13 protein-coding genes and 1 riboswitch are annotated in these 17,706 nt (G+C 59.2%); of the genes, 4 read left to right on the top strand and 9 right to left on the bottom strand.

What is annotated here, in order from left to right; all coding sequences use genetic code 11:
* The first annotated feature begins 1,664 nt into the window (after nucleotides 1-1,664).
* Nucleotides 1,665-2,732, top strand: a complete 1,068-nt coding sequence (locus AC0L3A_RS28650; protein WP_473255557.1) for a cytochrome-c peroxidase — start codon at nucleotides 1,665-1,667, stop codon at nucleotides 2,730-2,732.
* A gap of 818 nt (nucleotides 2,733-3,550) precedes the next feature.
* Here AC0L3A_RS28650 and metE read toward each other — a convergent pair.
* The 3 genes from metE to AC0L3A_RS28635 form a co-directional block, all read right to left on the bottom strand.
* Complete coding sequence (metE, locus tag AC0L3A_RS28645) at nucleotides 3,551-5,866, bottom strand: 5-methyltetrahydropteroyltriglutamate--homocysteine S-methyltransferase (protein WP_473255556.1); 2,316 nt, start codon at nucleotides 5,864-5,866, stop codon at nucleotides 3,551-3,553.
* Between the two features lie 99 nt (nucleotides 5,867-5,965).
* Nucleotides 5,966-6,165, bottom strand: a riboswitch (cobalamin riboswitch).
* A 785-nt stretch (nucleotides 6,166-6,950) separates the two neighbouring features.
* A complete protein-coding gene (locus AC0L3A_RS28640; RefSeq protein ID WP_473255555.1) occupies nucleotides 6,951-7,154 on the bottom strand; it encodes a 4Fe-4S binding protein in 204 nt (67 codons plus the stop codon).
* A gap of 577 nt (nucleotides 7,155-7,731) precedes the next feature.
* The gene (locus AC0L3A_RS28635) at nucleotides 7,732-8,946 is read right to left on the bottom strand and encodes an EAL domain-containing response regulator (RefSeq protein WP_473255554.1); all 1,215 of its coding nucleotides are present in this window, start codon (nucleotides 8,944-8,946) and stop codon (nucleotides 7,732-7,734) included.
* A 731-nt stretch (nucleotides 8,947-9,677) separates the two neighbouring features.
* Here AC0L3A_RS28635 and AC0L3A_RS28630 point away from each other — a divergent pair.
* A complete protein-coding gene (locus AC0L3A_RS28630; RefSeq protein WP_473255553.1) occupies nucleotides 9,678-10,019 on the top strand; it encodes a GNAT family N-acetyltransferase in 342 nt (113 codons plus the stop codon).
* A gap of 714 nt (nucleotides 10,020-10,733) precedes the next feature.
* On the opposite strand, the gene AC0L3A_RS28625 is transcribed toward AC0L3A_RS28630, so the two are convergent.
* From AC0L3A_RS28625 to AC0L3A_RS28600, 6 genes are all read right to left on the bottom strand, one after another.
* The gene (locus AC0L3A_RS28625) at nucleotides 10,734-10,877 is read right to left on the bottom strand and encodes a hypothetical protein (protein WP_473255577.1); all 144 of its coding nucleotides are present in this window, start codon (nucleotides 10,875-10,877) and stop codon (nucleotides 10,734-10,736) included.
* Nucleotides 10,878-11,446: 569 nt separating this feature from the next.
* Complete coding sequence (locus AC0L3A_RS28620) at nucleotides 11,447-12,274, bottom strand: citryl-CoA lyase (protein WP_259217604.1); 828 nt, start codon at nucleotides 12,272-12,274, stop codon at nucleotides 11,447-11,449.
* Nucleotides 12,275-12,329: 55 nt separating this feature from the next.
* Entirely contained in the window at nucleotides 12,330-13,595 is a 1,266-nt protein-coding gene (locus tag AC0L3A_RS28615; protein WP_473255552.1) for a CaiB/BaiF CoA transferase family protein, read from the bottom strand.
* A gap of 50 nt (nucleotides 13,596-13,645) precedes the next feature.
* Nucleotides 13,646-14,668, bottom strand: coding sequence for an ABC transporter substrate-binding protein (locus AC0L3A_RS28610; protein WP_007599995.1), 1,023 nt, complete (start codon nucleotides 14,666-14,668; stop codon nucleotides 13,646-13,648).
* 33 nt (nucleotides 14,669-14,701) lie between these two features.
* The gene (locus tag AC0L3A_RS28605) at nucleotides 14,702-15,475 is read right to left on the bottom strand and encodes an ABC transporter permease (RefSeq protein WP_231143967.1); all 774 of its coding nucleotides are present in this window, start codon (nucleotides 15,473-15,475) and stop codon (nucleotides 14,702-14,704) included.
* Nucleotides 15,459-16,250, bottom strand: a complete 792-nt coding sequence (locus AC0L3A_RS28600) for an ABC transporter ATP-binding protein (RefSeq protein ID WP_473255551.1) — start codon at nucleotides 16,248-16,250, stop codon at nucleotides 15,459-15,461. The genes AC0L3A_RS28605 and AC0L3A_RS28600 overlap by 17 nt, the downstream gene beginning before the upstream one ends.
* 164 nt (nucleotides 16,251-16,414) lie before the next feature.
* On the opposite strand from AC0L3A_RS28600, the gene AC0L3A_RS28595 reads away from it, so the two are divergent.
* Together AC0L3A_RS28595 and AC0L3A_RS28590 are read left to right on the top strand one after the other, a co-directional pair.
* Nucleotides 16,415-17,104: an IclR family transcriptional regulator gene (locus AC0L3A_RS28595; RefSeq protein WP_473255550.1), complete on the top strand. Its 690-nt coding sequence runs from the start codon at nucleotides 16,415-16,417 to the stop codon at nucleotides 17,102-17,104.
* Between the two features lie 156 nt (nucleotides 17,105-17,260).
* Nucleotides 17,261-17,706 (top strand): tyrosine-type recombinase/integrase (locus tag AC0L3A_RS28590; protein ID WP_473255549.1); only part of this gene is annotated, 446 nt, incomplete at its 3' end.

Below are 17,706 nucleotides of genomic sequence, written 5' to 3'. Positions count from 1 at the left end.
AGGTGACTGCGGTGTCGCAGAAGCCAGGCGAGCGGTATCCCCCGGCAGTGCCCTTGGACGGGGCCGGACCGATTTCATTATCGATGCGCAGCGGGCAGCACGTCGGTGAACCAAGGCTATGGGCCGAGCTTTTCAGGTCGGCGGCGGCCATGAGAGGCGCGACGGCCCGCGGCGCCGGAGCGCTACATTCCTGACCCAGGCGCAGGCGCTCTGTGAGCGGACGCTATTTAACGCGGAATGCTCCCGCGGCACAGGTCCCGAAATTTTGCTTCACAATCTCAACGTAAAAGGAAACGTGGCCGAGACGAGCCGTTCAAAGGCAGACTGCCGCTCAAGCAGACGCTCTTCGAGCATCTTACGCTGGAGATCATCTAGCTCGCTTTGAAGCCTTCTGCGACAACGCCAAATGTCATTCCGTACGGATCTGATCTCATTCAAGCGCTCGTCAATCGACGTCATCACGGATACCGTATCCAACTTGAACCAGCCATGGACAAGTGCTCAATCACGTTCTTCCTCGCTAACACGCCGATAAATCTCAGGACTTGGGCCATCTGCGGACTGATGTCACGATCTCCTCCCAGCGTGTCCTCTTGTATCGGCATCATTCAACGCAAGAGCACGAAGTAGCGGTTGCTCCTGCAGAAGTTCAGCTTATTTTGCCCCAGCGCGCAGGATTTCAAAAGCGAGCAGCAGCCCGTGAGTGGGCCGACTTGGTAATCCAACCAACACCCGGGGTCAGGCTGGTCACCTGTCGAATTGGAGTAGCGATCAATCGGACGGTCGCACCGTCAAACTCTGGGCAGCCGCGCCTTTCAGACTTGAGCACGGCAATGCCATGCCAGCGAACCTCAGGTGGAATTGAATCAAGCCATGTTCGGTCTCGGAGGCTCGTCCTTCACGAACGAGCCGGGCTTCGCGGCGGCGGCGCGCCAGAGCGGCCCGGATATAAGTCGGAGAGGCTTCAGTCGGCCGGGCTCGGCGAAATCGTGAACGATGCGCACCGCCGGGCGCCTCTCAGTGTCTCGCCCAGCTGCGTAGGTCTTGTTACCGCCGTTCCCGCGTGCGGCCGGCAAGCTAGCAAGCGAACCTCACCACAAAAGTATCTACGATCACCTCTAGCCGGGCCTGGCGCTTGTGGCATCTGTGACACTGAATGTAGTGATCAAACCAAGACATCAGACTTTGTTTGTTCGTCCGGACCCGTTCTACAACTAAATCAGCAACTTGCATCTCGGACGCAACTGGCATCGCAGTTGCTAATTGTCCAATGACACCGTGAGCGCTGAGCGCGGCCATTGGTGTAAGACGGATACATCAACTTTGCGGGAGCGTATTGGCCACCCAATCGCTCGATGGAGCACCGATGCGGCCACCGGACAGCTTACTGCTTGCGGCACACTTGTTGTTGTCAGATCGACCATCACGCCGAACGTTGAGGCGCTAGGCTGATCGACCAACAGAAAGGCCGCGATCTAAGCTCAAAGCCAACTCGCGAATCACGTAAGCCCCTCAAGCCCGTGCGTGAACGCCGGCGGCGAGCTGCAAAGTCGCACATTTTTGCAGCCTCGCTTCAGATGATCCGCTGCATACTGCGCCGGACCGTCGAGGAACGCGTGGCATCGCTTTCGACTGTTTCCCAATCAGAACTAATGAGGCGGTGTATGAACATGTCAATCCCGGAGCTTCGGCTTGTCGCTGAAGCATCGATTTTAGCTATTGGGCTGCTGATGTCATCAGGAGCTAACGCCGACGATGATCTGATGAGAAACGCCAAGCAGACCTTCCATCCAATCCCCTCGGTCATTCCTGCGGTAAAAGACAATCCGGTGACGCATGGAAAGGTCGAGCTTGGCAAAATGCTGTTCTTCGATCCGCGGCTATCAGCGAGCGGGATCATTAGCTGCAATACGTGCCATAATCTCGGCACCGGCGGAGTCGATGCCGGTCCGACCTCCGTTGGTCACGGCTGGAAGGTCGGCCTACGTCGGGCGCCAACCGTCTACAACGCAGTGTTCAATGCGGCGCAATTCTGGGACGGACGCGCCGCGGACCTGAAGGCGCAAGCCACCGGCCCGGTGCAGGCGAGTGCCGAAATGAATGCGACTCCGGATCATGTGCTCGGTATCTTGAACTCAATGCCCAGCTACGTCGTCTTGTTCAACAACGCGTTTCCGAACGAAGCGAGACCGGTCACCTTTGAAAATTTTGCGAAGGCGATCGAGGCTTTTGAAGCGACTCTCATTACACCTGCGGCTCCGTTCGACCAGTATCTGGAGGGCAATACACGTGCTCTCGATGATCAGCAGAAGTCAGGGTTGGCACTGTTTATGGCGAAGGGATGTTCCTCTTGCCACAATGGTATCAATCTCGGTGGACAGGCCTACTTCCCGTTCGGCGTGATGAAAAAGCCGGACGCAAGCGTGCTTCCGGACGCCGATAAGGGCCGGTTTGCGGTCACCAGGGCGGTCGGCGACGAATATGTCTTCCGCGCGGCGCCATTGCGAAACGTCGCGTTGCGAGCCCCTTACTTTCATTCGGGACAGGTTTGGAGCCTGAAGCAAGCTGTTGCCCTGATGAGTGAAATCCAGCTCGGCACCAAGCTTAGCGATAGAGAGGAAAACGACATTGTCTCATTTCTGAATTCGCTGACCGGTCGGCTGCCTAAGATCGAATATCCGATACTGCCGACGCGCAACAACACGACACCAAAGCCTTCAATAGGCAGATAGCCTTAGCAGCACCGGCCTCATTCCCTGCCGAACAGCAACAGATGCGCTCCAAGAACCCGGGGTCCCGCAATGACGCCAAAATGAATGATCCCCTGCTGTCACTGATAAGCAGGCACATAAAAAGCCGCCCGGCCTCAATGCGAGGCCGGGCGAAAGTCACGCGGGAGCGACGCTGCTTTCCGCATCGTTCCAGCTTTCGTCGGTAGGGAGGACTACCGGCGATCGACTTACGACGAGGGCATTCGCCGTCAAACAAGGAGAAGCGGATATCGCTCTGCACAACTTAGCGAGCCGCTTGCCTTTCGCTGCTGTCGTAAACTTCAGGACTTGCTCACCACTTGCCAGCTGTCCGGTTGGCACGGGCAGCGCCTTGATGGAGCTGGGATCCATCGCGCAGGCGGTTTGACTGCCGAGCCCTGAAACTCAACCGTCAGTTTGCCGTCACGCGCCAGTATTTTGGCACCGCCGAATACCAGCAAATCTTCCCGAAGACCGCGCGAAGGCGCAAATTAGGTATGAAATTCCGCAAGGGCGGTAAAATAGATTGTTTTGATGGGACGCATCCACGCGATGGATAAATGAAGCGATAGGACCGTGGTTCGCGTCGAGCGTAAGTGACTTGGAATATGTCACCTAATCGGTATGGCCGGCATGCGGTCGTCCGCCGGTTCGAGCTTGTCGCCGCTGTATGCGATCGCCTCCGCCGGGGCAAACCGGCATTCGCAGGCGCTGGAAACTTTGGAAGCTCGCAAGGATACGCGAGCTCCCAAAGCGCGTTCATCTTATTCACAGATACGTTGGCGACACGCTCCGTACGATCATGCCTCGGCCCGCAACTCACGTGCGGCGGCCACCATATTGACGAGCGCGGGACGCACCTCCTCCCATCTTCGAGTTTTCAGTCCGCAGTCGGGATTGATCCAGAGCTGCCGATCGGAAACCCGCTGCCGCGCCAACACAATCAGCTGCTTGATCTCGGCTGCTGCGGGAATGCGCGGTGAATGAATGTCATAGACGCCTGGCCCGATTTCATTAGGATATTTGTAGCTCTTGAAAGCGTCGAGCAATTCCATTTTGGAGCGCGACGCCTCGATTGAAATGACGTCGGCATCCATTGCTGCGATCGCATCGATGATTTCGTTGAACTCGGAATAGCACATGTGCGTATGGATCTGAGTTCCGTCAGCGACAGCGGAGGAGCAAACGCGGAAACTGTCCACTGCCCAATCGAGATAGTCCTTCCACTGCGATTTGCGCAGCGGCAATCCCTCCCGCAACGCAGCCTCGTCGATCTGGATCATGGTCGCTCCAGCCGCCTCAAGGTCGATGACCTCGTCTCGGATCGCGAGAGCGATCTGTCGGCATGTCTCGCTCCGCGGGATGTCGTCACGGACAAACGACCAGTTCAGGATCGTCACCGGTCCGGTCAGCATAGCCTTGACGGGTTTTTTGGTCAGAGACTGCGCATGTCGCCACCATTTAACGGTCATGGGCTTCGGGCGGGAGACATCTCCAAACAGGATAGGAGGGCGAACGCACCGCGAGCCATAAGACTGAACCCAGCCGTGCTTGGTGAATGCGAAACCCAACAGCTGCTCGCCAAAGTATTGAACCATGTCATTGCGCTCGAACTCACCGTGTACGAGCACGTCCAGGCCGATATCTTCCTGCCAATGCACGGTATGGGCTGTCTCCGCTTTCAGAAGCTGCTCGTACTGCGTGTCATTCAGCGCTCCCCGCGCATGAGCTGCACGCGCATTGCGGACGTCCGCCGTTTGCGGGAAGGATCCGATGGTTGTGGTTGGAAACATCGGCAATGCGAAGGCGACGCGCTGGACGTCGGCGCGCTGGGTGAACGCACTGCGACGGCGACGCATGCTATCGTCGATCGCGGCCATTCGTCCGGCGACGTTCGCACTGTGGATCTTCGGCGATGTTTCGCGGGTGACGGATGCATCCTCTGAGAGCGTGAGTTCATCGGCCACGTCGGCAGCATGGCCAGCCAGCGCTTTGCCCAATATCGAAAGTTCCTTGATCTTCTGCACTGAGAACGCCAACCACGTCTTCAGATTGGGATCGAGATCGATCTCTAGTTCAATGTCGGTCGGAACATGAAGCAGCGAGCAGGAGGGGGCAATCTGAACACGGTCCCTGCCCAGTTTTTTGACCATAGGAGCAAGTTGGTCGAGTAGCGCCGGCAGATTAGAGCGCCACACGTTGCGACCATCAACGACACCGAGCGAGACCACGAGATCTCTACCTGCTCTGGCGACAATCGCGTCCAACTGGTCAGGTGCACGAACCAGGTCGACATGAACCCCGGCAACGGGCAAGGCCAAGACTGTTTCAAGATTGTCGCCGACACCCCCGAAGTATGTGGCCAGCATGATTTTAAGGGCCGGCACGGCCTTAGCGAAATGAGCATAGGCCCGGCGGACAGCGGCCCGAGATGCTTCGTCGGCGTCCATCACTAGGCATGGCTCGTCGAGCTGAACCCATTCAGCGCCGCGCGAGGCTAGTTCGCGGAGAACATCGACATAGACGGGGAGGAGTCGATCAAGCAGCGACAGCGGATTGAATGCGGGATTTACGCTTTTGCCGAGCTTCAGGAAAGTGACTGGGCCCACTAGGACGGGCCGCGTCTGATAACCGAGGCTTCTTGCCTCCTCATATTCCTCAATCGGCTTCCGAGAGGCATGCTTAAAGATCTGATCCTGGTGAAATTCCGGCACCATGTAGTGGTAGTTCGTATCGAACCACTTCGTCATCTCCTGTGCGGCTACGCCGGGCCCATGCTGAGCGTGACCACCGTCTTGAGCGCCACGCGCCATGGTGAAGTAGGTTTTGAGCGACACAGGACCTTCGTTCCAGCCGTAAACGTCGGGAATGGCGCCGACCATTAGGCTGGTATCGAGCACATGGTCGTAGAGCGAGAAGTCATTCGAAGGAATGACGGTCGCACCGCGGGATTTCTGGCGTGCCCAATTAGCGGCACGAAGTCCACTCCCCGCCTCGAGGAGCTCGGCTTCGCTGGATTTTCCCGCCCAGTAGCTCTCGAGTGCGAATTTGAGTTCGCGTCGTGGGCCGATGCGTGACGTCCCCAGTGTGGCAACGGGAAGCGAAAGGATTGACATAGCTTAGACCCCATGTTGGGGCAAAGGCCATGGCGGACGCAGACAGCGAACATCGCGTGAGCGACAACTGCTTGGCGCACACCGGGACGCCCCGCCCGTGGACGATATCTTGTCGAGGCAGGTCTCCTGGCTCACGGGTCGTCGCTGCTGTCCGGCCTTCCCGAAGCCGCATGGCTTCAGTGACTTCGTTGGACAGCGGCTCGCCGCTTACAGTTGCGGGGGCAGCGCCGGCATTGCACCGGCTTCCCTCTTAGCTCCGGATCAAACGAAATCCGGAGACCGCGACGGCTTGAATTATGCGCACGAGGATCGATGCGTCAACCTACCGATTCTCGCTGCGGTATTGCCAAGCGATTACGAGCGCACTAGGCGGGTACGACGGTCTTGCTCGCGGCCTGGTGAATACGCCCGGATCTGTGGAGGCTCCGCTTGTGAATGCATTCGCTCCTTGCTCGCGTAACGGTTGAGCTCCACCACCGGAACGAACCCGGGCCGCTTTCGGTATCTGTGTGATCGCGAGGAGGCGACCTTTTCCGTCAGCAGCTTTTCGAACCTGCGCGTCAGGAACGTGCGATCATCCTCGGCCGGCTCCGTTTGGTCACAGCCCACGAGGCTCCCTAGAAATTTCGAAAGCCGGATTGCTCCAGGACCGCACGGATGATCAGGTCGGCTCCTTGGCGTTCGGCGGGCCCGCGACCAGGCACGAGGTCGTCCGCCTCCGTGAGGTTGGCCAAGATGATCTTCTCGGTGCACTAGGTGTTCACGTGCTGAGCGACTTTTGCGCCCGGCTTCGATGCGTCCGTTGCCGCTCGACGCCGGTCTGCCTCGCCTCGACTCGCCGCCAGCGACGATAGGCCTTAACGCGGCCACTGAGCATCGAGGGCCTTGTCCTTGTTCGTGACAAATTCGACGGTGTCCTCCGACAGAGCCCTTTGAGCGGTTCCTCGAAGTCGCTCAGCGTCTTAAGCTCATAACGATCTTAATCGACCTCGATGCGCCCCATGCGGTCGTGGTCTCCTCAAGGTCCCACATCTACAACTTCGTTCGCGAAATCGAGCGATGAGGCCTTTTGGTCGCGGGCTGCCTATCCTGTCTTGGACGGGACACAGGTGTCAGGGACCGGACAGACCACCGCGCATTGCGGCGTGTCGCAATGGCCCTCGCACTCCGTACATTTTTTGACATCGATAACGTAAATGTCGCGCTTCAGACTGATCGCCGCGTTGGGACACTCGAACTCACATGCGCCACAAACGGTGCATTGCGAAGCGACGATCTTGTAAGCCATGCCTTCCGACTCCTTAGGCGAGCGATGCCATGGGCGATCCCTTTCAAATGCCGTGCCAAACGCAGACGCGCTCAATGTTGGGCAATTTGCTCAATTCGGCTGTCCCGGATCTGAGACCATGTTGCATCTGCGACAGCAACAGGTCGCTTCAATTTCAGGCTACGAGCCCTCGGGCCCTCTTGCGAGAGTCAGTCGCGACTTGACGCTGGAAGCGTCCGTCGGTTTGTTTGGCACGCAGCGCGGGGGCAAGCGAGGCTGACGCTTCCTCAACCGGCGGCGACAAAAAACCGCCAACGGACGCAGGTCTACGTTGGATCTCGGCAAACCTCCGGTCACACACCCCGACTGGAGGTTTGTGCAAGCCTCGCTCATGGCTGCAACGCTAGCTGCGCGGAGGACTCGCTGGAGGCATGCCAAAACGGGCTTGTGGTATAACAAGCTTCGGAGGGAAATGAAGTGGCGGCGGGACGAGCGACACTGGCCTTGCAGACCGAATTGCACTCAGCCTCATGCCTGGTGCCGAGTAGGCATGGCGGTGCTCGTGAGCGTCGCTTGGCCGCACTCAGCCACTCGCACACTATTTTTGACGAGCTGGAGCAGGGTTGAAAGATGACTGTGCAAATTGCTTCAGTGGCATGGCTTTTCCGAACAGATGGCCCTGCGCAAGGTCGAAGCCGAGTTCGGCCACAGCGATTAGGTCAGCCTGGCTCTCCACACCTTCGGCGACGGTGCGCACATTGTACGCTTTGGCTAGATCGACGATATGGCGGCACACCGTTCGCTTGAGGGGCCCATTCGCGCAGCCGCCGACGAACTGACGATCCACTTTCAATTTCATGAACGGGAATTTTGTCATCCCCATCAGCTGCGGCCAATTGGCACCGACATTGTCGATTGCAAGGCCAATGTTGTGAAAGCGAACCTCACGCGCAACCTCGACCAGGAGATCTAGGTTCTGGATCGCTTCCACGCTCTCGATTTCAATCGTCAAACCGCCGAAAGCGGCGTGCGACGGCATGCGCCGACAGAGATCGCGTACCGCCTGCGGGTCAATCAGGAATGCTGCCGGGAGATTGATGGAGAGATCGATCGAAGTTTGCTGCTCCAGGAGATACTGCCAATCCTTGATCGCGCGGTCGATCACGAACTGCGACAAGTTCCTAAAATGCGGATCGTGAGGTTCCGGGATGAAATAGGCCGGTGGAACAACGCCCCAGGTCGGGTGCCGCATTCGCACATGCGCCTCGGCGCCGCGGCGGCTAAGGGTACACGCGTCGAACTTCGGCTCATACCAGAGCTCAAGCCAGCCAGCGTGTAAGGCTTCTCCGACATGGACCGCGGGACGGGGCGCCGGCTCTTTTGGCAAGAGCATGCCGAGCCGATCGCGCAACGTCTCGGCTGCAAACGGCGCCCTGAGCGGCGGCAGCATAGCAAGTCCATATTCACTGCCGACCTGCTGCACTGCCGCCATGATGATCGACTCGCGCGCTCCGAACGCCAGCACTCGGCCTGCAAATTCTTCGCGCACCAGTATCTCGAGCAATCGTCCAGGCTCGATGCGGTCCGAGCCAATGCCGAGCAGGATCAGATCAGGGAACTCCGTGCGGAGTACATGCGGCAACTCGTCAGCAGTCCTGCATTCGCTGATAACAAATCCCATATCCTCCAGCACATCCCGTAGAAAGGCGCGCAGATGCCGCTTGCCGACGGCCAGGCATGCCCGCGGCCGCACCTTACGTTGCCCGAAGATTACAGGTTTCCGTCCGACCAGTTCGGCCTGCCCATGTTCCATCGCAACCACTCCCGTTCCGTGACGGTGCCTTAAACGAGGAGCGAAGGTCCAAACAAGCTGTGCTTCCCGATATCTTTCGATTGTTCGAGATAAGCTTAAGATAGTGCATTAGTGTGCAAAATCTTTCGCGGTCTTGCTCAGACGATTTTATCGGGCGCACGCGTATGATACCTGTCGCGCTTCGCGCAACTTTGTACGATGTCGTACGCGAGGTGGGAATCTCTCCTTCGGACGGACCGAGCTGACGCTCTATGGCGCTGCGATCATCGTGGCGCACGATTTATTGAATAGAGTAGTTCGTGAGCGACGATCGGCAATCACTCTTACGAACGTTTGATCGACATGACCGGCGCGTGCCGTTTGGTGATTGTTTTCCAATCGAAGGCAGCCCATCATGAGTGCGCAGCTGCTCAAGCCGCAGTCGATTCTGAGAACGGCAATGGCTTGCAATTACCTCAGCTCTGTTGCCTATAGCGAGTGTGGCCGTGCTGCTTCCTACCGAGCCAGATAGTTGCTCTCAATTGCGTTTTCTGTATCCTCCTGAGCATGAATTTCCTCCAGAGGGCTAAGTCAGTTGTTCGTGTTGGCGCTGAAGGGCAAGGCACGTCCAGCGCGGGCACGGCTTTGCGCAAGAGCGTGCCAGGAGATGAGAACGCGGTCGCAAAAGCGGTCGAAGAGCTACTTTCCGAGTTAGGTGGCCTCGGACACTTCAACGCGCGAAGCAGGCGGCGTTGCGCCTGATTCAGGATCCCGAACAGGGCTTCATTTTTGTCGTCGAGGAACAAGGCACCGGGCAGATTGTAGGGGTAGCTAGCATCTCGGCCGTACAGGCCGTGAGAGCAGCCGGAGCGTACGGCGTGCTTCAGGAGCTATGGATTTCTCGTGACTTCCGCAGCTCTGACTGCGGTCGGCATCTGCTCGAGGCGGCAGATTCGGAGGCGAAGCGACGCGGCTGGCAGATGATTGAGGTTGCGTTGCCTCCGGATGGCTATCCGGCCCTAGAACGGGTACGCCACTTCTACGAGGAGAGGGGATATCGGGTGGGAGGATTGCGCGCGCGCAAGAGGCTCTGACAGTGGTACGACCTCTGCGCCACACACTTAAAGCGCTCCTGGGCTAGCGTGCTATCGGTAAAGTCCGTCACGCAGTCAGTCCTGGGCTTGTTGCTTCTCAAAACGAACGCTTCACGCGTGCGTCGCGGCCGAGCCTGATCGAGAACCTTTGACGCTGATGCGGTGCTGACTCCCACCGCGAGCGGTTACCTCTTCGGCCTTCTTGGCGAGAACGTTCGAGAATATTAGCGATCAATCATTCTGCATGGTGGGAAGCGATACCGCGACCCGCCCGACCAAAAGGCGACAGGTCGGCGGCGGCCCGTCGCAGGCGAAGCCCGACCCAGCCTTACGAATCGTTCTTTTGCGCTTCCCATGCAGTGCGATTTACTGGCTCTGGTTTGAGATCACCCACACAAACGCCATCCATTCGTCACCAATTACATTCTCTCGGCAACTGGCCAGCCAGTCGTCTACCAGACTCATTTCCTGCATCTTGGTGCGGCGGACCGGCGCGTGAAAGCATTCCGCACCACCTTGCCACTCCTGCTGGCGAATTTCGAGGAAGGTGCGCGAGATCAGCCATCACACTGATCCGGTAGATGATTCCGTAATGAGCAATGTGCCGAGTGCCGCGTCCAATACGACATTCGTGCAGCTCCCTCCCTGCGCAGGACTGGATGCGAGCGGACCGCTTCGCCGTTTGGCGCCAATACGAAAACGTGGCCGAGGGGATCATGCGCGACAAAGAGCCGCCCTTTTTTGATCGACCGTCAGTCCGTCAGGACCGCTCGTCGCGAAGAACCAGCTGAATCGTCCGACTTTCCCCACGCCATCACGCATCAGCGGTACGCGCCAGATGCTATTGTCGCGCGTCATTGCAACGAACAATACGGTCTCGTCCGGACTGAGCACCAGGCCATTCGGGCCCGGGCCATTAGAAATCAAGCAATGATCCGGCCGTCAGGGCACAGTCGAAATGCCCGGCCGGTCCGATCGTGCAATCCAGTCTGGCCCTGATCGGTGAAATAGATGTCGCCTTTGGTCGCGATATGCAGGTCGTTGCAGCCTATGAAGGACTCGGAATTGCGGTGGCCCAGCACCGGTCGGATGGTCCCTCTCTGTGGATCGCTCCAGGAGACCGTTGATATAGTCGGACACGAGCATCCGGCCGTCCGGAGCAACCTTCAGACGTTCGGCCAGCCGTCGTATTCGATGATCAAAGACCAGATGCCCTCCGGTAAAATCCGGAAATGCAGCCGAAGGGGATGTCGACGACATAGAGATTCCCGGACTGGTCGAACGACGGTCCCTCCATGAAACAATCTACTGGATATGCCCCGCGGTTCGCGTCTACCCATTCCGAAGAAGCAGCCGGGCGACGAAACTCCGCCGGCATCGACGAGAACACGCTGGCCTCCATCAGCTTGGGCGGGTTTTCGAGATGCTCATGATGCGCCTTCGAGCCTGCGACGCGGCTGGCCCTCGTATTTGTAGCCGAACTGCTTGGGCATTGGGCCCTTGTTGCGATCGTTGCGCCCAGTTTGCTCCCAGGCGTGAGCCAGGATTCCGACCGCGCGCGACAAGCAGAAGACCCCCCGCGCGAGCGGAGAGGCGAAGCCCAGTTCGCCGTAAATGACCGCGGTCGCGCCATCGATGTTCATCGGAATGAGCTTGCTCTTGCGCTGTTGCATCACCCGCTCGATCGCGCGAGCGGCCTTGGCATAATCGCCGCCGACACTGCCCTCGTCAGCTGCGGCATCCACCAGCGCCAATAGCGGGGCCGCGCGCGGGTCGACTGGATGAAACCGGTGGCCGAAGCCCGGCAGATATTTGCTGCGGGTTGCGGTGAAATGGTCGATTGCAGCGCCAGCGGCCTGCTCGATCTCTCGCCCTTGGCGCCGTCGCAGCACATCCTCGTAGAGTTCGATAGCCTGCTCCCCTGCTCCGCCATGCACGTCATCGAGCGTGTTGATTGCCGAGGCCATTGCGCCATTCAGGGGCAGGCCGCAGCTCACCGCCATTTGGGCAATTGCAATGGAGGGCGCGTGCGGACCGTGGTCAACGGATCCAACCAGCGCAGCTTGCAGCAGCTGCTCCTGTGCTGGCGTCGGCAGATTGCCACGTAACATCAGCCAAATCATGGCGGGAAAAGAAACGCGGCCTATCAAATCTTCAATTGGATAACCCCGATAGGCGATGCGACCTGGCGCGATATCGCAAATGGAGGTTCGCCACCAACTGGCCGCTTGCTGTCTCAGTTCTTCTTCGCTCATTTCCGGTTCCGTCCTTTCAACCTGCCGATTGCCAACCGACGCAAGCCGTCGGATGTCATGATATCGGTCCGTCCGTGGCTGCGCGGACGGGCAGGAAATCAGCCTCTCCTTGCTTTGGCGTCCCGACGGCTCGGCTTGAGACTAGTTGCTCAACCTCCGCATACGAATAGCCGAGCCGCTGCAGCCATCGCTCAGTGTCTGCTCCGAGCGTCGCAGGTGGTGAAGGCACCGAAAACTCCTCATCCAGCCGGAACCCCGGCCGCGTGATTCGTAACGGCTGCGCATCGTCTTGTTCTGCCGCCAAAGTCTCGACGAATCCGCGCTCAACGACCTGTGGCTGCTGCAACACTTGCGAGACCGTCAGCACACGGCCGGCAGGGACACCAGCCAAGTTCATTTGGGCCTCCCATTCCTCAGCGGGCTTGCAACTCAATGCCTTGTTCAACTCCGCGCTCAGCGCAGCGCGGTTCACCTTGCGCATCTCGCGTCCAGCAAAGCGTGGATCCGTCTTCAGATCCGGTCGGTCGATCAGGTCGCATAGGGCTTGGTACTGCTTCTGCTCGTTGGCAGAAATGTTCAGCGGGCCCGTTGCGGTGCGGAACGTGCCGGAGGGAGCCGCGGTAAAGTTCTCGTTGCCGATGGGCTGCGGCTCGATCCCGGCGTTCAGGTGGTTGGAGACGACCCATCCCATCGCCGCAATGGTGGCCTCGAGCAGGGACACGTCGATGAACCGACCCCGTTGCCTATGCCGCTGGTCGACCAGAGCCGCGGCGATAGCAAACGCAGCAGTCAGTCCCGCAATCGTGTCCGAGATCGGAAAGCCCGTGCGCAGGGGAGCCGAGGCTATATCGCCGGTGACGCTCATGGCTCCGGAGAGACCCTGGACGATCTGGTCATAGGCCGGACGGGCGGACCACGGTCCGCTCTGCCCAAAGCCGGAGATCGCGCAGTAGACCAGACGCGGGTTCAGCCTGACAAGCACATCAAAGCCGAGGCCAAGGCGTTCCATCACCTTCGGCCGGAAGTTTTCGAGCACCACGTCGGCTTCCTTGACCAGTCGCAAGAACACCTCGCGGCCCGCTTCCGATTTCAGGTCCAGTGCAATCGATTGCTTGCCGGCGTTCACAGCGACAAACGAGAGTCCCTGCAGGCGCTCCGCTCTTTGCGGATCCGCGCCGAGGCGCCGCGCCAGGTCGCCGCCGTTCGGATTTTCCACCTTAATGACCTCCGCGCCAAGGCGTGCAAGATGGTAACCGCAGAACGGACCCGCCAACACGTTTGACAGGTCGAGAACGCGGATACCGGTTAGCGGCAGAGACATCTGAAGAGCCTTCTTGTAGGTGATCCGATAGCGAGCGCTTAGTACGCAACTTATTTCAGTTGCTGCGCAGCACGTTCCGCGAATCGATTCGTGAAGGTCTTGATCAGGTCGATCTTTGCGGCTGCGATCTTCGGATCAAAGTCGCCTAGGACAGCCAGCGGGATCTTGGCCGCGTCGATGTCCATCTGACCGGTTGGCGAGAACAGCGCTTTCGACGCGTTGATGATCTCGATGTTCACCTCGCGATTGTCGGTCTTGTATGCAGGAGGCATCGCGTCGACGAGCTGCTCCGCCGTAACCGTGTTGATCCAGCGATGAGTTTTGAACAAGGCGTTGACGAGGCGCTGGACCGTTTCCGGATTTTTGTCGATGAAGGACTGCTGAAGGTAAAGGCACGCGGTCGGATAGATTCCGCCAAAGGCCTGCCTTGAGCCTTCGACCGTACGCGCGTCGAACAGCGGTGTCGCACTTTTCTTGCGCGCGAGAAGGGTCGCAATCGGATCGAAATAGACGAGCGCGTCGATATTCTTGGCCTCGAGCGCCACCATGCCGGGTGCACCACTGCCAACCGCGATGATGCTTACATCGCGCGAGCCCAATCCCGATTTCTTGATGTAGTAGCGCGCCATGGTATCGGTCGAGGACCCCGGCGCCGTGATCCCGAGCTTCAGGCCCTTCAGGCCGGCACCTGTCTTGACCTTGTCAGCGAGGTCGCCGCGGACACCGAGCAACACGCCGGGAATGTCATTGAGCAGGAACACGCAGGAAATTTGCTTGCCTTGGGCCTGCATCTGAATGGTGTGATCATAAAAGCCGACGGTCCCGTCCACCGAGCCGCCGATCAACGCCTGCAAAGCCTTCGAGCCACCGGCCTGGAAGTTCTCGACGGTCACGTCAACCCCTTCTTCCTTGAAGGCGCCCAGCTTCACGCCAAGTTCGAGAGGCATATAGTTGAGGATCTGTGACCCCACTGCGATCTTCAATTTTGTCTTCTCGGGCTCGGCGGCATAAGTCGAGATAACCGGGAATGCGGCTATCGCGATGACCAGCATCAGTCGTGGAAAAGCGTGCATGGGAAACTCCATGAGAATGGGAGAGCGGTACGATCAGGCTTCGTGGGCAGGTGCGGGCCGCCAGACCAGGAGCCGTTTTTCCGCGCGGTCGACAATGGCATCGAGAGCAACGACGAAGGCGGAGAGGACGATGATTCCTGCGAACACTCCGGTCGCGTCGAGGACGCCCTCGGCCTGCGCAATCAGGTGCCCCAATCCCGCGGACGAACCGAGATATTCGGCGACCACTGCTCCCATCACAGCCATGCCGACCGACACCCGCAGGCTCGACAGGATCCACGTGGTGGCGGACGGCAGGTAGACATGGCGCAGCAGGGAGGACTTCGATGCACGTAGCAGGCGCGCATTCGCGAGCACGACCGGATTGACCTCGCGAACGCCCTGAAAGGTGTTGAAAAAAGCGACGAAGAGAACCAGCGTCACGCCCAGCGCGACCTTGGAGGTGAGGCCCAATCCGAACCAGATGACAAAAATGGGCCCCAGCAAGATGCGCGGGATCGCATTGAACATCTTGATGAAGGGCTGAACGACCTCGGCCGCAAACGGGCTTAAGCCCAACCAGATACCAAGCGCCGTGCCGATCCCGATACCAGCCAGGAAAGACAGGACCGTCTCCAGCAGTGTTATGCTGACATCGGTCCAGAAGTCGGCCGTTGACATCCACTCTCCGATCCTTGCGATGAGTGTCGACGGGGCCGGAAAGAAGAACGGGTCGATCAACCCGGCCCGCACGCCCAATTCCCAGATCAGGATCAGCCCAAGCACGATGGCGAACTGTGTGAGAGCGACCTTACCCCTGCGTGGCATAGCTTTTCTCCACTTCGGCGCCGAGCAGCGACCAGATTTCACGGTAAAGCGCGACGAACTCGTCGGTGGTCTGTAGCGCCGAGACGTCGCGGGGACGAGGCAGCGTGATCCTGACATCGCCAACCATGCGGCTCGCGGGACCGGCAGACATCACAACGGCGCGGTCCGCCAGTGTGATCGCCTCATCGAGGTCATGGGTGATGAAAACGAGTGAGCGCCGGTCCGCCTGCCAGAGGTCGAGTAGGATACGGTGCATGAGACGACGGGTGTGAACGTCCAGCGCTGAGAAAGGCTCATCCATCAGGACGATCTTCGGTTGCATGATCAGGGTCTGCGCCATGGCGACCCGCTTGCGCTGGCCGCCGGACAATTGGTGCGGATAGCGCTCCTCGAACCCTTTCAAGCCAACCTTGGCGAGCCAGGGCCGCGCCTGCTCGCGCGCTTTCGCGATCGAGCTTCCCTGAAACACCAGCCCGAGGCCGACATTGTCCTGGGCTGTTTTCCAGGGCAGCAGCCCTTCCTGTTGAAGCATGTAGCCGGACTGACCGTTCAGGCCCCCAAGCGATTTGCCGAAAATGCGAACCTCGCCGGCGGCCGGCTTCAGCAGTCCGGTGACAGTATTGAGAATGGTCGATTTTCCGCAGCCGGTCGGCCCGACCACTGCAACGAATTCGGTTTCGCCGACCTGGAGGTTCATGCTTTTCACGGCGGTGAAGTCGCCGAAGCGAATCATCACGTCGCGCAGGTCGACGGCAAGTGCCGGCTGCCCTTCCATTGTTTCGCTCCGCAGAACCTGTTCTAAGCCTCAAAACAGGTAACTGCCGCTACATCCGGAGTCAATTTCATTCTGCAACATAGAACCCAAATGAGCATTGAATACTGGACTTTCTGTCCATTCTGGATATCTGTTCTGCACAACAGAACACGAGGACTGTATCAATGGCAAAGACAGGGGTTGATGCGGTCGGGCGCGCCCTGGCGATCCTCAAGGCCTTCGGCGCTGAGCGCGCAGCCATGACGCTGACCGAGATTGCCGAGGCGACCGACTTCTACAAGAGCACGGTCCTTCGCCTTGCCGCATCCCTGGAAGCGGACGGATTCCTGGTGCGGGGGACCGACCGGCTATTTCGACCCGGACCGGAGCTATGGCGCCTTGGGGCGCTCTATCAGCGTGGGCTGGACCTCGGTGACCTGATCAGACCCTCGCTCCATCGTCTGGTCGAAGCAACCGGAGAGACCGCATCCTTCTACATCGCGGAGGGCGACGAGCGCATTTGCCTTTATCGCGTTAATTCTCCGCGTTCCGTCCGGCATCACCTCGAAGAAGGACAACGATTGCCGATTGATCGCGGCGCTGCGGGCCGCGTTCTTACCGCTTACCGCGATTTTGCATTAGCTGATGGAAAGAAGATCAGAGATCGTGGCTTCTACGTCTCGATCGGCGAGCGTGATCCTGAGGTTGCGGCCGCAGCGGTGCCCGTAACCGATGTCTATGGCAAATTGCGGGGCGCGCTCTCAGTCTCCGCCATTCGCACTCGCTTTGATGCAGATGCTCGGAAATCTGCCGTTGAAGTGCTGAAGTCCGAGGCTAAAGCGCTGATTGGTTTGCTGCCTGCAACTGAGCGCTGAGCTACATGGCAGCGTTCTGGTTATAACGCACAGCTCGGCGGGTGCCGCAATGGCCTCTCCGAAGCCGCTGTCGCGGCGTGCGTGGCGAGGTGGCGTAGATCGCCTCCTGGCTGAGAGGATGTGGGTGTTGGAGCCCCCCTCAGACAGGGTATTGAGATGGCCGATTTGAGCCCTCTTCGCCGCCGCATGATCGAGGACATGACAGTCCGCAATCTGTCGCCGGCGACGCAGCGATCCTACATCAGCGCGGTTTCGAAGTTCAGCCGCTATTTCGGCCGATCGCCTGACCGGTTGGAACTGGAAGACGTCCGCGCCTTCCAGGTGCATCTGGTCTCGACCGACATCTCATGGCCGGCGCTGAACCAGATCGTCTGTGCGCTACGGTTTTTCTACGGCGTCACGCTCGGCGAGGCGCTGATCCCGGAGCGCATTCCCTATGCGCGAGAACCGCGCAAGCTGCCGGTCGTGCTCAGCGCCAACGAAGTGGTTCAGTTCCTCGAGGCCGTATCCAGCCTGAAGAGCCGCGCCGCGCTCACCACGGCCTATGCGGCCGGACTCAGGGCCTCCGAAGTCGCGGGACTGCGGATCGAAGACATCGATAG

This window comes from Bradyrhizobium sp. MI1.3, assembly GCF_055811695.1.
The sequence above is the reverse complement of the archived record's forward strand: the minus strand, read 5'-3'. Positions and strand labels throughout refer to the sequence as shown.

Coding starts and splice junctions, on each gene's coding strand:
- AC0L3A_RS28650 (WP_473255557.1), top strand. CDS start 1,665: ATGAACATGTCAATCCCGGAGCTTCGGCTTGTCGCTGAAGCATCGATT.
- metE (WP_473255556.1), bottom strand. CDS start 5,866: ATGTCAATCCTTTCGCTTCCCGTTGCCACACTGGGGACGTCACGCATC.
- AC0L3A_RS28640 (WP_473255555.1), bottom strand. CDS start 7,154: ATGGCTTACAAGATCGTCGCTTCGCAATGCACCGTTTGTGGCGCATGT.
- AC0L3A_RS28635 (WP_473255554.1), bottom strand. CDS start 8,946: ATGGAACATGGGCAGGCCGAACTGGTCGGACGGAAACCTGTAATCTTC.
- AC0L3A_RS28625 (WP_473255577.1), bottom strand. CDS start 10,877: ATGACGCGCGACAATAGCATCTGGCGCGTACCGCTGATGCGTGATGGC.
- AC0L3A_RS28620 (WP_259217604.1), bottom strand. CDS start 12,274: ATGAGCGAAGAAGAACTGAGACAGCAAGCGGCCAGTTGGTGGCGAACC.
- AC0L3A_RS28615 (WP_473255552.1), bottom strand. CDS start 13,595: ATGTCTCTGCCGCTAACCGGTATCCGCGTTCTCGACCTGTCAAACGTG.
- AC0L3A_RS28610 (WP_007599995.1), bottom strand. CDS start 14,668: ATGCACGCTTTTCCACGACTGATGCTGGTCATCGCGATAGCCGCATTC.
- AC0L3A_RS28605 (WP_231143967.1), bottom strand. CDS start 15,475: ATGCCACGCAGGGGTAAGGTCGCTCTCACACAGTTCGCCATCGTGCTT.
- AC0L3A_RS28600 (WP_473255551.1), bottom strand. CDS start 16,250: ATGGAAGGGCAGCCGGCACTTGCCGTCGACCTGCGCGACGTGATGATT.
- AC0L3A_RS28595 (WP_473255550.1), top strand. CDS start 16,415: ATGGCAAAGACAGGGGTTGATGCGGTCGGGCGCGCCCTGGCGATCCTC.